Source organism: Halorubrum coriense DSM 10284 (genome assembly GCF_000337035.1).
Lineage (GTDB): Archaea > Halobacteriota > Halobacteria > Halobacteriales > Haloferacaceae > Halorubrum > Halorubrum coriense.
Window position 1 is genome coordinate 45,747 of the sequence record NZ_AOJL01000012.1, and the last position, 14,897, is coordinate 60,643.

At 71.2% G+C, this 14,897-nt stretch carries 15 protein-coding genes; 9 read left to right on the plus strand and 6 right to left on the minus strand.

Features of this window, described 5'->3' with window-relative positions:
- Nucleotides 1–128: 128 nt before the first annotated feature.
- Both C464_RS02090 and C464_RS02095 read right to left on the minus strand, forming a co-directional pair.
- On the minus strand, nucleotides 129–653 hold the full coding sequence (locus tag C464_RS02090; protein WP_049910773.1) for a hypothetical protein: 525 nt from the start codon (nucleotides 651–653) through the stop codon (nucleotides 129–131).
- 66 nt (nucleotides 654–719) lie between these two features.
- A complete protein-coding gene (locus C464_RS02095; protein WP_006111847.1) occupies nucleotides 720–1,055 on the minus strand; it encodes a hypothetical protein in 336 nt (111 codons plus the stop codon).
- Nucleotides 1,056–1,239: 184 nt separating this feature from the next.
- On the opposite strand from C464_RS02095, the gene C464_RS02100 reads away from it, so the two are divergent.
- The 5 genes from C464_RS02100 to pheA all read left to right on the plus strand — a co-directional run bounded on the left by C464_RS02100 (nucleotide 1,240) and on the right by pheA (nucleotide 6,619).
- Nucleotides 1,240–2,856 (plus strand): BCCT family transporter, encoded by a 1,617-nt coding sequence (locus tag C464_RS02100; RefSeq protein WP_006111848.1) that lies wholly within the window; start codon nucleotides 1,240–1,242, stop codon nucleotides 2,854–2,856.
- Nucleotides 2,857–2,963: 107 nt separating this feature from the next.
- Nucleotides 2,964–3,491 carry a DUF7523 family protein gene (locus C464_RS02105; RefSeq protein ID WP_006111849.1) on the plus strand — a complete coding sequence of 176 codons (528 nt, stop codon included), beginning with the start codon at nucleotides 2,964–2,966 and terminating at the stop codon, nucleotides 3,489–3,491.
- Nucleotides 3,492–3,604: 113 nt separating this feature from the next.
- Nucleotides 3,605–4,474 carry a CbiX/SirB N-terminal domain-containing protein gene (locus tag C464_RS02110; protein ID WP_006111850.1) on the plus strand — a complete coding sequence of 290 codons (870 nt, stop codon included), beginning with the start codon at nucleotides 3,605–3,607 and terminating at the stop codon, nucleotides 4,472–4,474.
- Nucleotides 4,475–4,476: 2 nt separating this feature from the next.
- Nucleotides 4,477–5,724, plus strand: a complete 1,248-nt coding sequence (locus C464_RS02115) for a DR2241 family protein (protein ID WP_006111851.1) — start codon at nucleotides 4,477–4,479, stop codon at nucleotides 5,722–5,724.
- A gap of 88 nt (nucleotides 5,725–5,812) precedes the next feature.
- Complete coding sequence (pheA, locus tag C464_RS02120; RefSeq protein WP_006111852.1) at nucleotides 5,813–6,619, plus strand: prephenate dehydratase; 807 nt, start codon at nucleotides 5,813–5,815, stop codon at nucleotides 6,617–6,619.
- Between the two features lie 142 nt (nucleotides 6,620–6,761).
- On the opposite strand, the gene cysS is transcribed toward pheA, so the two are convergent.
- The 3 genes from cysS to C464_RS02135 form a co-directional block, all read right to left on the minus strand.
- Entirely contained in the window at nucleotides 6,762–8,306 is a 1,545-nt protein-coding gene (gene cysS, locus C464_RS02125; RefSeq protein WP_006111853.1) for a cysteine--tRNA ligase, read from the minus strand.
- 486 nt (nucleotides 8,307–8,792) lie between these two features.
- A complete protein-coding gene (gene ilvA, locus C464_RS02130) occupies nucleotides 8,793–10,055 on the minus strand; it encodes a threonine ammonia-lyase (RefSeq protein WP_006111854.1) in 1,263 nt (420 codons plus the stop codon).
- A 76-nt stretch (nucleotides 10,056–10,131) separates the two neighbouring features.
- Nucleotides 10,132–11,517, minus strand: coding sequence for a cryptochrome/photolyase family protein (locus tag C464_RS02135; protein ID WP_006111855.1), 1,386 nt, complete (start codon nucleotides 11,515–11,517; stop codon nucleotides 10,132–10,134).
- A 111-nt stretch (nucleotides 11,518–11,628) separates the two neighbouring features.
- Here C464_RS02135 and C464_RS02140 point away from each other — a divergent pair, with 111 nt between their 5' ends.
- From C464_RS02140 to C464_RS02155, 4 genes are all read left to right on the plus strand, one after another.
- Complete coding sequence (locus tag C464_RS02140; protein ID WP_006111856.1) at nucleotides 11,629–12,144, plus strand: Hsp20/alpha crystallin family protein; 516 nt, start codon at nucleotides 11,629–11,631, stop codon at nucleotides 12,142–12,144.
- Between the two features lie 97 nt (nucleotides 12,145–12,241).
- Nucleotides 12,242–12,655 carry an archaeal heat shock protein Hsp14 gene (gene hsp14, locus C464_RS02145; RefSeq protein WP_006111857.1) on the plus strand — a complete coding sequence of 138 codons (414 nt, stop codon included), beginning with the start codon at nucleotides 12,242–12,244 and terminating at the stop codon, nucleotides 12,653–12,655.
- A gap of 66 nt (nucleotides 12,656–12,721) precedes the next feature.
- Nucleotides 12,722–13,354 (plus strand): protein-L-isoaspartate(D-aspartate) O-methyltransferase, encoded by a 633-nt coding sequence (locus C464_RS02150; RefSeq protein ID WP_006111858.1) that lies wholly within the window; start codon nucleotides 12,722–12,724, stop codon nucleotides 13,352–13,354.
- A gap of 49 nt (nucleotides 13,355–13,403) precedes the next feature.
- A complete protein-coding gene (locus tag C464_RS02155; protein WP_006111859.1) occupies nucleotides 13,404–14,240 on the plus strand; it encodes a protein-L-isoaspartate O-methyltransferase family protein in 837 nt (278 codons plus the stop codon).
- 25 nt (nucleotides 14,241–14,265) lie between these two features.
- Here C464_RS02155 and C464_RS02160 read toward each other — a convergent pair whose 3' ends face one another.
- The gene (locus C464_RS02160; protein WP_006111860.1) at nucleotides 14,266–14,742 is read right to left on the minus strand and encodes a DUF7382 domain-containing protein; all 477 of its coding nucleotides are present in this window, start codon (nucleotides 14,740–14,742) and stop codon (nucleotides 14,266–14,268) included.
- Nucleotides 14,743–14,897 lie beyond the last annotated feature (155 nt).

A 14,897-nucleotide genomic window follows, 5' to 3' on the forward strand; every position in this document is an offset into this window, starting at 1 on the left:
ACGGCGTCCCGTAGAAACCACCCGACATCGCGGCGTTCGCACTCAGTTCGTGCGGAGAGTTAGCATTGATCTCTCTCGCTTCGAGCGAGCCGATCCGATGCCGTTTATATATCCGTATCGCGGTTCGGTTAGCCGGGCACGCCGCCCGCCAACAGGGCGGCGTCGACGAGCAGTAGGACGGCCAGTACGCTGCTCGCCAGCAGGTAGGGTCGGGCGACAGACGCCAACCGGGCGGATCCGGGGACGCTCGCGCCGCCGGCGAGCCGGTCGACCGGGAACCCCTCGGCCATGTACCGACCCCACCCGACGTTCGGGTCGACCTCGCGGCGCATCCGGAGGACGCCGAGTTCGACGACCCCGTTCATCACGCCCCACAGCGACAGCATCGCGAGGACGGCCCACCCTCGGCGGGTCGTCGCGAGCGCTTCCAGGGGCGCGTACAGTCGCCAGATCATGTACGCGCCGGTGACGGGGAGGACCACCCCGGTCCACCGCGTGACCATGAGGAGGCGGTGCGCGGCGTCGACGAACGCCTCGCGGCCGAGCGTCCCGTCGGCCGCTCGCGGAAGGGTCGCGTAGACGACGTACAGCGTCGCGCCGGTCCACAGCGCGCCGGAGAGCACGTGGAAGACGAAGGCGGTCGTGAGCAGCACACCGTTCCGTCCGGTCGACGGCGACATAAACTCCGGCCCGCGGTGCCGCGCCTCGGGACCGCGCTGTCACGGCAGCGTCAGCGTCCCCTCGTACCGGTGCGTGCCGTCGACCGTCTCGCGGTACTCGTACGCCGGCGGGGGCTCGATCCCCCACTCGCGGAGGCGCTCGTCGACGCCGTCCACGTACGTGACGAGGAACGAATCCCGGTCGCGGAGGACAGGCGGCGTCCGCGAGTACTCCGTCTCGAACCGACACCGCGCCGTCCGGCCGTCGTCGTCGGCCTCGATCCTGACTCGGAGGTCCGACCGGAGCCGCTCGCGGACCGGCGGCGGGTCGCCGCGGAGGTGCCCCTCGCCGAACGCGTCGACCGCGGCCAGCGCCTCGTTCGGGACGTGGTTCACGGCCGCGGATACGGGCCGACGACACGAATCTCTGCCGCTCGCACATCGCCGGATCGGCGCGGCCGACGACGGTGACGGTCCGCCGTCGATTTCCGACCGCGGTACGCGGACGAAAACGGACGCAGACGCGCTCGGAAACAGGTTTAACCCGGTTGAGGCCCTGTTGATCGATACCCACTCGTTTATGAATGGACGCTCCGTCGTCGAGTCGATACGCTCGTTCAGATCCGAGGTCGATCCCGTGCCCTTCGCCGCCGGCGCGCTGGCAACGTTCGCGTTCCTCGCGTACACGGCGGCCGACACGGAGGGGGCCGCCGCCGCGATCGACGCGGCGTTCGTCACGTTCGGCCAGGGGCTCGCGTGGCTCTACCTCGGCACGGTGCTCGCGCTGGTCGGGGCCGCCGGCTACCTCCTCGTCAGTCGCTACGGACGCGTCCGCCTCGGCGAGGGCGACCCCGAGTACGGGACGGCGTCGTACGTGGCGATGTTCTTCTCGGCCGGGCTGTCGGCCGGCATCGTCTTCTTCGGCCCCGTGGAGGCGCTGTTACACTACCAGACCGTCCCGCCGCTGTTCGCGGGCGAGGTGGCCGCGGAGTCGAGCGCGGCGGCGGTGCCCGCGGTCGCGTACACGGTCTTCCACTACGGCGTCAGCGCCTGGGGCGGGTACCTCGCGATCGGCATTCCGGTCGCGTACTTCGCCTACCGGCACGACGCCCCGTTCCGGGTGTCGACGGCGCTGTACCCCGTGCTCGGTTCCGACCGGCTCGACGGCGTCGTCGCCCGGACGGTCGACACGCTCGCGGTCATCGCCACCATCGGCGGCATCGCGACCGGACTCGGGTTCATCGCCACGCAGCTCCTGACGGGCGTCACGTTCCGTACCGGGATCGCCTTCGGCGACGCGGAGACCGTCGCGGTCATCGTCGGGATTACGGTCCTGTTCACCCTCTCGTTGGTGGCCGGCGTCAGCCGCGGCATCCGCCGTCTCTCCGTGTTCAACATCGCGATCATGACGCTGCTGCTCGGCGTCGCGCTCGTCGCCGGACCGACGACCGACGTGCTGAACGTCGGCGTCGCGGCGCTCGGCACCTACGCGACCTCCTTCTTCGAGATGAGCCTGTTCACCGGGAGCGGCGTCGAGGGAGGCGCGGGGTGGACGGCCGCGTGGACCGTTTTCTACTGGTCGTGGTGGATCGCGTGGGCCCCGTTCGTCGGGCTGTTCCTCGCGCGCATCTCTCGTGGCCGCACGATCCGGTCGGTCGTCGCCACCGCGTTCGGCACGATGACGGCGGTCTCGGCGCTGTGGTTCACCGTCGTCGGCGGGACCTCGATCCGTCTTCAGGAGTCCGGTGCGGTCGACGTCCTCGGCGCGGTCGGTGAGTTCGGCGACGGCGTCTCCGGCTACGTCATCTTCGGGGCGTTCCCCGGCGGCGAGCTGTGGCAGCTGCTGTTCCTCGTGTTGGTGACGACGTTCTTCCTCACATCCGCCGACTCCTCCACGCTCGCGGTCGGGATGCTCACGACCGGCGGGAGCCGGGAGCCGTCGGGCGCGAACCGCGTGTTCTGGGGCGTCCTCCAGGGCGCTATCGCCTCCGTCCTCGTCGTCGTCGGCGGCGCGACCGCGCTCCGGTCGTCGGTGATCGTGACCGGCGCGCCGTTCGCGCTCGTCTGCCTCGTCGCCATGGGCGGGTTCGTCCGGTGGCTGTCGGCGTCCGAGGAGCCGCTGCCGGCCGACGAGACCGACCGCGCGCCGAACAGCCCCTCGGTCCCGTCCGCGACCGTCGCCGAGGACGACGACTGACCTCCGTCGTCGTCGCGACTATCTCCTACCGTCGTTGCGACCGCTCCGCCCCGCCTCGCCCCGCGGCGATCGAAATCGGCTTGCTGCGGACGCCCGCACGTCGAGCCATGTCGCTGGCAGCCGACACCCGCGAGGCCGTTCGATCACGCCCGTTCGTCTTCGATGCGCTGCGGGCCGGACTCCTGAACCACAGCGCCGCGGCCGCGTGGCTCGCCGAGGCCGCCGTCCTCGACGGCGATCCGGACGCGGTCGCGGCCGCCCTCCGCCGCTTCCGGGAAGACCTGCCCGCGTACGCCACGGAGACGCGCGTAGCGAGCGTCTCGATGCGCAGCGGCGTCGGGCTCTCGGCGGCCGACGGCGCGGCCGAGGGCGACGCCGGCGGGCCGCTCCTCCGCGTCGGCGACGCGGCGCTCGTCCCGGAGGGCGACCGCACGGCCATCGTCGCGACGGGCGACGTCGACGCCGCGGCGCTCGCGGCGACGCTCCGCCGGCTGGCCGTCCGGGACGTCGAGGTCGCGGCCGCCGGGGTCGCGGGGGACGCGCTCGTCTGCGTCGTCGGCCGGCGCGACGGTCCGGACGCGGTCCGGGTCGTCGAGGAGTCGCTCGACGCGGTGCCGACGGCCGACCCGAACTGACTCGCGTCCGACGGCGGTCGCCTTTCAGCCCGTCCCGCGGCCTCGGCGCGGCCACGTTCTCGCCGCCCCGCAGCCTCCGAAGTCCCTAAGAGCGGCGCGGCCCCAGTACGGGTATGCAGTCGCTCGTCATCGTCGCGCACGGCTCGCACCTCAACCCCGAGTCGAGCGCGCCGACGTACGACCACGCCGACACGATCCGCGCCACCGGTGCCTTCGACGAGGTCCGCACCGGGTTCTGGAAGGAGGAGCCGCACTTCCGAGAGGTGCTCCGCACCGTCGAGGGCGACGAGGTGTACGTCGTCCCGCTGTTCATCTCGGAGGGGTACTTCACCGAACAGGTGATCCCCCGCGAGCTCCGGCTCGCCGGCTGGGACGTCTCGGAGTGGGACTCCGACGGCCTCTCGGCGGACCAGGCCACGCTCGTCGCCGAGGACATCGACCGGGAGGTTCACTACTGCGGACCGGTCGGGACCCACCGCGCGATGACCGACGTGATCGTCCGCCGCGCCGAGTCCGTGACGAACGACGCCGACGTGGGCGAGGGGTTCGGCCTCGCGGTCGTCGGGCACGGCACCGAGCGCAACGAGAACAGCGCGAAGGCGATCGAGTACCACGCCGACCGGATCGCCGAGCGCGACCGCTTCGACGAGGTGAAGGCGCTGTACATGGACGAAGACCCCGAGGTCGACGACCTCCCCGAACACTTCGAGAGCGACGACGTCGTCCTCGTCCCGCTGTTCATCGCCGACGGCTACCACACGCAGGAGGACATCCCGGAGGACGTGGGGCTCTGTGAGGACCACACCGAGGGGTACGACGTGCCCGAGACGGTCGACGGCACCCGAATCTGGTACGCGGGCGCGGTGGGGACGGAGCCGCTCATGGCCGACGTGGTCTTAGAGCGCGCCGCCGACGCCGGTGCCGACCTCGGGACCGCGCTCGACGACGTGCGCGAGACGACCCGCGTCGCCACGGGGGACTGACCGTGAGCGACCCGACTCCCGCGGAGACGGACGCGGCCGCCGCCGAGCCCGCAGACGACGGCGACGCGTCCGCCGACGACCCCGACGCGCCCGCAGTCCCGGAGATCGAACTCCCGAGCGAGGCGTTCGACGCGGTCCTCGACGCGCTCGCCGACCGCGAGCCGGGGAAGCCGGTCCGGTTCGAAGGGTTCAGCGTCGCGCGCGGTACCGAGGGCACCGACGAGGACCTGCCCGCCGGCGGGGCCGACGAGTACGTCCTCGCCGACGGCGACCGCCCGACGGGGATGACCGAGGGCGACCTCCACGAGGCGCTCGCGGAGCGCGCCGCGGCCGTCACCGACTGGTACGTCTTCGAGCGCGTCGTCGGCGAGTTCGGCCCGCGCCGCGCGTTCCTCCGCTGGATCGAGGACGCGGACGGCGAGACCGTCGCGACCCGGTACGCGGCCCTCGCCGAGGGGATCGAGCGCGCCTGGGGCGAACTGCGGGTCACGGCCAGGGTCACCGACCGCGGGGAGCGCCGCTACGACGTGCGCCACGTCGACGACGCCGGCGTCCTGGTCGATGACCTCGACGTCTACGACGATCCGCTCGACGCGCGCGGCTTGGTCACGTTCGACGAGAAGGGACGGTACCGCCCGCTCAAGACGGCCCTGTCGCTGGCAGGAGGGTGGGTCTTCCCAGACCTCAGCCCGCGCGACCTCTACGAGACGGTGGAGACGATCTACCCGGCGACCGTCGCAAACTGGCACCGCGAGCGGGAAGGGGACCTCGACGTGACCCACTGGCGCGAGACGATGGAGCGCCAGTCGGGCATCTACGGCGTCGTGAAGACGTGGGACCGCGGCGAGGGGTACGAGCACGTCAACTGGGTCGCGGAGGCGTGCTGCGACGACTCGCAGTGTCTCAAGCGCCGCGAGTGGCAGTACGACGACGAGACGGACCTCGACGTCGACGGCGGCGACGGGGTGTTCCCCTGCCGGGAGCCCTGCTCCGTGGTGGTGTCGGCCGCGCGGAAGTGGACGCGGCTGGAGAGCGAGCAGCCGCGGACCTACGAGTTCGACCTGACCCCGAGCGAGAAGGAGCAGGTCGAGGCGATCATCGACGCGGTCGCCGACGGCCGGACCGACGAGATCCGCGAGGCGGACGCGAAGGAGGGCGCGAACCGGTACCGTACCCGGTTCCTCCGCGCCAAGTTGTTCGACGAGGACGGGAACCTCGGCGGCGTGCCGACCGAGCCGGACGAGGAGTGACCCGCCACGAGGGGCGCGCCTGACGAAGGGCCCGGAAACATCGCCGCGCCCCGCAGGCTTTTCTCGGCTCCCCTGAAACGGTGGGGCAATGAACGCCGTCACGTTGGGCCCCGCCGGCACGTACTCGCACCGCGCCGCGCGCGCCGTCGCCGCCGAGGTGTCGTTCCGCGAATCGGTCACCGCCATCGTCGACGCCGTCGCCGACGGCGAGTTCGAGCGCGGCGTCGTCCCCATCGAGAACAGCATCGAGGGCTCCGTCACGGAGAGCCTCGACGCGCTCGCGGAGTACGACGTCTCCGTCACCCGCGAGGTCGTCACGCCCATCCGCCACGCCCTCCTCGCGCAGGACGACGCGTTCGACGTCGTCGCGAGCCACTCGCAGGCGCTCGCGCAGTGTCGCAACTGGCTGGAGGCGAGCTACCCGGACGCCGGCCTCGAAGCGGTCGCCTCCACGGCCCGCGGCGTCGAACGCGCCCGCGAAGACGCCCGCGTCGCCGGGATCGGCCACCCCGATAACGCCGGTAGCGACCTCTCTATCCTCGCCGAGGACATCCAAGACCGCACGTCGAACGCGACCCGGTTCCTCGTCGTCGCGCCCGCGTCCGCCAGGGCCGACGCCGGCGGGAAGACCACGCTGATCGTCTACCCGAACGCGAACTACCCCGGCCTGCTGCTGGAACTGCTGGAGGCGTTCGCCGACCGCAACCTCAACCTCTCGCGGATCGAGTCGCGCCCGAGCGGCGAGCGACTCGGCGACTACCTGTTCCACTTCGACGTGGACGCCGGGCTCTACGAGGATCACATGGCGAAGGCGGTCGGAGACGTCGAGGCCATCGCCGACAAGGGCTGGGTCAAGGTGCTCGGCTCGTACGACACCGAACACGTGCTGGAGTGAACGGTTCGACTCCGGTACTGCGCGGCTAGGGCTTTGGAGATGTTCTCCGCGGCCCTGCTGACGACGAGTCGCTAGTAAACTCCCGAATGTTCGGTACTATCACCGCTTCCTCGGCTACTTCAGCGAAAGCCGTATCTCCGTCCTACTCGAACCGGTACGTCGCGCCGTCCGGGCCGTCCTCGATCTCGACGCCGACCTCGCGGAGCGCGTCGCGAAGATCGTCCGCGCGCTCGTAGTTGCCGGCCTCGCGCTCCGTCTCGCGCACGTCCAACACGAGTTCGACCAGCTCGCCGGCGAGGTCGACGTCGCCGTCGCTCGTCGACTCGAACTGGAGTCCCAACACGTCGCCGCCGAGCGCCTCGAACGCCTCGACGGCCTCGCGGAGCCCGCGGTAGTCGTAGGCGGCGTCGCCGCCCGTGCTCCCGTCGCCGTCCGCGCTCCCGTCACCACCCGCGTCGTCGTCCCGAGCCTCGTCGACCGCGTCCACGTGCCGGTTCACCGCGTCGGTGAGGTCCAGAAGGGCCGCGGTCGCCTCCCGGAGGTTGAGGTCGTCGTTCATCGCGGCGGCGAAGTCGTCCCGCGCCTCGTCGACCGCGCCGCGGAGGTCGTCGTCTTCGGCCTTCGCGCGGGCGTCGGTCGAGTCGAGCGCCGCGACGGCGCGGTCGTAGGTGCGCGAGAGCCGCTCCCAGCGCTCCTCGGCCTCCGCGATCGTCTCCTCGGTGAGCGCCTGCTCGGAGCGGTAGGCCGCGCCGGCGTAGAAGGTGCGGACGACGTTGACGCCGAGTTCGTCCAAGGCGTCCGGCACGGTCCAGAAGTTGCCGATCGACGAGGACATCTTCTCGCCGTCCATCTCCAACAGGCCGACGTGGAGCCAGTGGCGCGCGAACGCCTCGCCCGTGGCCGCCTCCGACTGCGCGATCTCGTTCTCGTGATGGGGGAAGACGAGGTCGCGCCCGCCCATGTGGACGTCGAGGGTGTCGCCGAGGTGCGTCGTCGACATCGCCGAGCACTCGACGTGCCACCCGGGACGGCCCTCGCCCCACGGCGATTCCCACGTCTCGCCGTCGGGCGTCTCCGCGCCGTGGTCGTGTTTCGCGTGTTCGCGCGCGGCGGCCTCGCTCACGCCGTCGGCCTTCCACAGCGCGAAGTCGGCCGGGTTCCGCTTCTCCGACCGCTCGTCGGGTTCGCCCTGCGCTTCGAGCGCGTCGACCTCCTGATTCGAGAGCTTGCCGTACTCCTCGAAGGCGGTCACGTCGAAGTAGACGGAGCCGTTCGACTCGTATGCGTACCCCTTCTCGATCAGCGTCTCGACGAGGTCGACGATCTCCGGCACGTGTTCGGTGACGCGGGGGTACACCTCGGCGCGCTTGAGGTTCAGGCCGCGCATCGCGTCGAAGACGGTCGCCGTGAACGTCTCGGCCACGTCGCGCTCGGCCGCCCAACCCTCGCGCTCGCCGACGCGGGCCGTGATCTTCTCGTTGACGTCGGTGACGTTCTCGACGTGGCGCACGTCGTAGCCGAGGTGGTCGAGCCACCGGTGGAGCACGTCCGCGTGGAACCACAGGCGGGCGTGGCCGAGGTGCGGGTCGTCCGACACCGTCAGGCCGCAGACGTACAGCGTGACGTCGCCGTCGGCCGTGAACTCGACGCGCTCGTCTCCTAGGGTGTCGGTAACGACGAGACTCATTACGAGGCCGTTGCCGGAGTGAGCGTTTCAAATCGTCGGATCACGTCAGATCGCCTCCGATTCGATCACGAGTCGGTGTGGATGGCGGGTCGGTCGCGGACGCCGTCGTCGGATCGGCTATGAACGCTGTTGGCAGATCGGCGACGGACACCGCCAAAGCCCCAGTCGCTCGGCTGTACGCGGGTAGCTACCAAGTACCGGTGAACACCGCCAAAGCCCCAGTCGGCGAGGACTCGCGCACCTCGCTGTAGTCCTCAGTCGCTCACTCCGTTCGCTCCCTGCGGTCCTTGCGTCGGTATGCTTCGTCCTCGCGACTGCCCCTTTGAGTCCCACCCCAAACGCACAGCACCTCACACCTCCCCAGCCTCGTCGGCCTCCCTCCGCTTCGCTCCGGTCGGCCGACTCCCTCGCGCGCGCTCCTCGCGCCCTGCGGACGCTCGGAGGCGCGCGCCACGCAGTTCTCTTTCGAGAAACCGACCTCCCCGCTCACGCCTCCTGCGTCGTCCACTCCACCGCGTACCCCGCCTCGCGCACCGCGTTCAGGACGCGGTCGACGTGCGCCGGCCCGTTCGTCTCCACCTCGAACACGAGGTCGGCGTCGCCGACGGGGAGGTCCGGTCGGCTGCGCTCGTGGCGCACGGTCCGGATGTTCGCGCGCTCCGCGCCGATCAGCGTGCTGATCTCGCCCATCGTCCCGGGCGTGTCATCGATCCGGACGGAGAGCTCGATCAGCTGGTCGCGGTCGACGAGGGCGTGGGTCACCACCTCCTTCAGCGTCGTCACGTCGATGTTCCCGCCACAGAGCAGCGGGACGACGGTCTCGCCGGCGAGGTCGAGAGCGTCGAGCGCGTCGTCGTTCAGCAGGGCGGCCGCGGCGGTCGCGCCCGCGCCCTCGACCATCTGCTTCGCGCGCTCCAAGAGCAGGAGGATCGCGCTCGCCACGTCGTCGTCGCTCACGACCACCACGCCGTCGAGGTGCTCGCTCAGGAGGCCGAACGTGAGGTCGCTCAGGCCGCCGGTCGCGATCCCGTCCGCGATGGTGTCGGGCTCGTCGCGCGTCACGAGCTCGCCGGCCGCGAGGCTCTCCGCGAGCGTCGACGCGCCCTCGGTCTGAACGCCGACGACCCGCGTCTCGGGCGACCGCGCCTTGACCGCGGTCGCGACGCCGCCCGCGAGGCCGCCGCCGCCGACCGGGACGAGGACGGTGTCGACGTCCGAGACCTGGTCGAGCACCTCCAGCCCGAGCGTCCCCTGCCCGGCGACCACGTTCGGGTCGTCGAACGCGTGGACGAACCGCGTCCCGGGGTCGTCGGTCAGCGTCCGGGCGTGCGCCATCGCCTCGGGGAACGCGTTCCCGCGGAGCACGACCTCGGCCCCGTAACTGCGGGTCGCCTCGATCTTCGCCGCCGGCGCGGACTCCGGCATCACGATCGTCGCGTCGATCCCGGCGTCCGCCGCCGCGAGCGCCACCCCCTGCGCGTGGTTGCCCGCGCTCGCGGCCACGACGCGCTCGATCGCCGGCTCGTCGGGTCCCGCCCCGCCGCGGTCACCCGCCCGCGAGATCGCGTTGTACGCACCGCGCGTCTTGAAGGAGCCGGTGCGCTGGAGGTGTTCCATCTTCAGCCGGACGTCAGCGCCGCACCGCTCGCTCAGCGACCGACTCCGCTCGACGGGCGTACGCTGGACGATGTCGGTGCCGGCGAGCCGCTCGGCCGCGGCCTCGATGTCGTCGATCGTGACAGGGGACATAGCGGAGCCGTTCTCGGGGCCCCACGAAAAGGACTCGGTTACGGAACGCCGGTACCCCCGCGTCGGCCCGCGACCGCTATCGCTTCCCGAGCGCCTCCTCGAAGACGCGCTGGGCCCGCTCGTACCCCTCGTTCCGGTCGACGATGGGGTGCGCGTAGTCGGGAGCGAGCTCCTCGCGCTCCGCCCGCGAGAGGGTCGGCCAGTCGACGACCTTCCCGGCCGGCACGTCCGCCAGCTCCGGGACGTACTCCTTCACGAAGCGAGCGCCGTCGTCGTACTTCGACATCTGGCTCACCGGGTCGAAGATGCGCACGTCGACGGAGTCGGTCCCGGTGGAAGCGGTCCACTGCCACGCGCCGTGGTTCGAGGCGTAGTCGTGGTCGATCAGCTGCTTGGTGAAGTAGCGCGCGCCGCGCCGCCAGTCGATCAGGAGGTGTTTCGTCAGGAAGCTCGCGACCACCTGCCGCGGGCGGTTGTGAATGTATCCCTCCTCGTTCAGCTGTCGCATCCCGGCGTCGACAAGCGGGTAGCCGGTCTCGCCGCGCGTCCACGCCTCGAAGGCCGCGTCGTCGTCGCGCCACGCGATCTCGTTCGGGAACGACTTGTAGTTCGACACGGCCAGGTCCGGGTTGTAGTACAGCAGATGGTACATCTGCTCGCGCCACGACAGCTCGTACCGGTACTTGTCGACGTTGCGGCGCTCCCCGCCGGTCACGGCGTCGTAGCGGTCGCTCGCGCCCGCCCACAGCTCCCGGATCCCGATCGCCCCCGTCGCGAGGTACGGCGACATTCGCGAGACCGCGTGCGTCGGGGCCTCGACCGCCTTCGGGAGGTCGTCTCGGGTGTCGTTGTACGAGGTGATCCCGTAGTCGAGGAACTCGTCGAACCGCTCGCGGGCGGCCCCGTACCCCGCGCCGGGGAGCTCGATGTCCGCGTCGGGCTCGGGGACCGTCTTCCCGTCGCGCACGTCGGCCAGCGCGTCCGCGTCCGGCTCGGCGTACGGACCGCGCTTCGGCACGGCCTCCCAGTCGCCGTGGAACTGGCCGTGGCTCGGGTAACGCGCCTCCAGCCGCCCGGGGTCGACCAACACGAGGTCGGTCCGCGAGTCCGTGTCGACGCCCGCACCCGCGAGCGCGTCCTCGACCGCACGCTGCCGGTTCCGGCGGGCCGGCCTGTAGTGTTCGTTGTAGAACACCGTCTCGGCGTCGTACGCCGCGGCGAGGTCGACGACCACCTCCTCCGGGTCGCCGGCGCGGACGACCAGGTCGCTCCCCAGTTCGCGGTACCGCTCCTCAAGTCGCTTCACGTGGCGGAGGAAGAACGCGCGCTGGCGCGCGCCGACCGTTCCGAGCAGGTCGGCGTCGTACACGAAGACCGGTACGAGTTCACCGTCCCGAGCCGCGGCGGCCAGCCCGGCGTTGTCCCGCGTTCGCGCGTCACCTCGGTGCCAAAACAGGCGCATACGATCGCCACGGCCCCCAGCCGATAGTGTCTGTCGGCCGTCCCCCGGACCGTCCCGAGCCGCCCGCTCCGGCAGTACGTTCAAGACGCTCCGTCACGAATCCTGACCTGTATGACCCGACTCGATCCCTTCGACGAGATCGAAGAGCTGCTCGAACGGATGGGCCGCGAGTTCGAGGAACTCGGCGGGACGCTCGAGGGGACCGGCCCCGACGTCCCGCGGTTCCCGGGCGCTCGCGACGTCGACGTCGACGTGGTCGAGGACGACGAGACGATCACCGTCCTCGCCGACCTACCCGGGTTCGACGCCGACGACGTCGACGTCGAACTGCGCGACGACGCGCTCGTGATCACCGGCTCCCGCGAGGAGTCGACCGGACTCCACGTCGCGGACGAGGAGCCCGCGGGCGACGGGGCAGATGGGGGAGACGAAGGGGACGAGACCGACGACGGCGCTCGCTACCACCGCCGCGAGCGCCGGCTCAGTTCCGTCTCCCGGCGGGTCCCGATCCCCGAACCCATCGAGGCCGACGCGGCGACGGCTTCGTTCGATGCCGGCGTGCTCACCGTCACGCTCCCCAAGCGCTCGCCCGACGACGACCGCGGGCACACGATCGACGTCAACTGAGCCCCGTCCCGCCGCCGGGACCGGTACCGCCCCGCCGCGGCCGCGAGATAGCACGCGTCAGTCGCTATTTAATACCTCACGGCTCTTTTCCGTCGGTATGAACACGACGAATCCCTTCGACGAGATCGAGCAGTTCCTCGGCCGTACCCCCTTCGCCGGCGAGCGGGCCTGGGGCCGCGACCTCAGGACCGCCGACATCGACGTCGCCGAGTACGACGACGAGTACGTCGTGATGGCCGACCTTCCAGGGTTCGACCGCGACGAGATCGACGTTCGCGCCCGCGAAGACCGACTCACCATCGCCGCCGAGCGCGACGCGGAACGCGAGGACGCGGACCGGCGGTACCTCCGACGCGAGCGCCGTCACGAGTCGGTCACTCGGACCGTCGACCTCCCGACGACCGCGCGGCTCGACGACGCGACCGCGACGTACCGCCACGGCGTCCTCACCGTGACGGTCCCGCTCGACGCGGTCGACGCCGACGAGGGACACCGGATCGACGTGAACTGACCCGACCGATCCGGCCCGCACCTCCCGGCCGATGCTTTCTCCACGCTCACCGTGCTACCGACTCGTATGAACGACGGCGACCGCGCGGCCGAAAGACGCGACCTCGTGAGCGCGCTCCGGCGACGGCTCGACGCGAGCGAGCGGACGCTGTCGGCGATCGGGGCCGTCCCCCGCCACGAGTTCGTCCCCGAGGCGCATCGCGAGTCGGCGTACGCCGACCGACCGCTCCCGATCGGTCATAACCAGACGATCAGCGCGCCGCACATGGTCGCGACGATGACGGACCTCCTCGACGTCGAGCGCGGCGACCGCGTCCTCGAAGTGGGGACCGGGTGCGGCTATCACGCCGCGGTCGTCGCCGAAATTGTCGGGCCGGGGAACGTCTTCTCGGCCGAGCGGGTTCCCGAACTGGCCGTCGCCGCCCGCGACCGCCTCGACCGCCTCGGATACGACGTGACCGTCGCGGCCGGCGACGGACGGGAGGCGTTCGCCGACGAGGCCCCGTTCGACGCCGCGTACCTCACCTGCGCAGCGCCCGAAGCGGTTCCCGACGCGATCGTCGACCGCGTCGGACCGGGCGGTCGCGTGGTCGCCCCCGTCGCGGACGGCGGTCGCCAGCGGCTCGTCCGACTCGCGGTCAGAGCAGACGGCATCGACCGCGAGGACCACGGGGCCGTACAGTTCGTTCCGATGCGGTAGTCGGCCCGCCGAACACACAGTTTTAGAGGACCGAGCCCCCAGACCGCGCATGGACGACGCGTCGCTCAGGGCGGACATGATCGAGGGGCTCGAACACCAGATCGGCGAACCGATCGAGCCCCCCGTGTTGACCGCGCTTCAGCGCGTCCCGCGCGACCCCTTCGTCGACGACTCGCCTCGCGGCGGTGCCGTCGACGAGGACGACCCTCACTCGCTCTCTCTCGCGACGGTGGTCCGGCTGGTCACCGCGCTCGACGTCGACGAGGGCGACACGGTGCTCGTCGTCGGCGCGGGGATCGGCTACTCGGTCGCCATGCTCGCCGAGATCGCCGGCGCGCGCCGCGTTCACGCGGTCGACATCGACCGCGCCGCCGTCGCCGCCGCGCGGTCGAACCTCGACGCCGCGGGCTACGAGGCGGTCCTCGTCGACCGCGCGGACGGGGCCGACGGACTGCCGGCGTACGCGCCGTACGACCGGATCCTCCTCGAAGCCGCCGTCGTCGAACCGCCCCGTCCCCTCCGCGAACAGCTCGCGCCCGGCGGCCGGATCGTCTACCCGCGCGGCGCGGGCGTTCAGACGGTCGCGGCGATCGAACCGTCGTCTACGCCGGATTCCGACGCCGTCGGCGGCTCTGCGACGACCACCCCCGTCCGAGAGGTCACCGCCGCGTCGGACGCCGACGCGGACGACGACCCGGCACCGGCCGGGTTCGAGACGGTCGAGACGCACGGACCGGCGCGGCTCCAACCCATGCTCGTCGACGGCGAACAGCCCGGCATGGAACGAAACCGCACTCGACGTGAGGACGCCGAACGCGCCGAGCGCGGGCGCCGCCGCCGGCACGGCTGGGAACAGGACTGGATCGACTGGGACGACCACCTCTGACGGCCCGGCGACCGAGAGCGTCGCGTCACTCCTCGACGACGAGCACCTCCGTGTTCCCCCGCTCGTCGACGTAGTCGCCCTCCGCCGGCGGCTTGATGTCTATCGTGAGTGTCCCGTCGGCCTGATTCGGCCCGAGTGACGGACTGACGTCCACGGTCGCGACTCCCTCGCCGTTCGTCTCCGCGGTGGCGACGCCGTCGATCTGCGCCGAGCCGCCGCGAACGATGACCGTCGCGTCCGCGACGCGGGACCCGTCGGGGTCGACGACCGCGACGTCCACCGACTGGTCGCCGGGCGTCGTCACTTCCGGCTGCGGCTGCGCGTCGAGCTCCGTCGCGGCGAGGCCGTCGATGTCGCCGATCATTCCCATCATCACGCTGAGGCTGGCGACACCGACGACGAGCGCGATGACGAGCCGGACCGGAAGTCCCTCTATCGCGCGGGTGTCGGTGCTGAACGTCCGGCGGTTCGCGGTACGCGAGTCGTGTGTTCGATCGGACATACGCCGCCCTGCCCGCGGCATCGGTTATAAAGAGTCGGACGAATCGGACGGCGTGACGGACCGATCACGAGACGAACCCGACGCCGCGGAGCCCGACCCCGACGCCCGACCGTTTTTATTCCTGTCTCTTATACACATCTCTGAGCGGGCTGGCA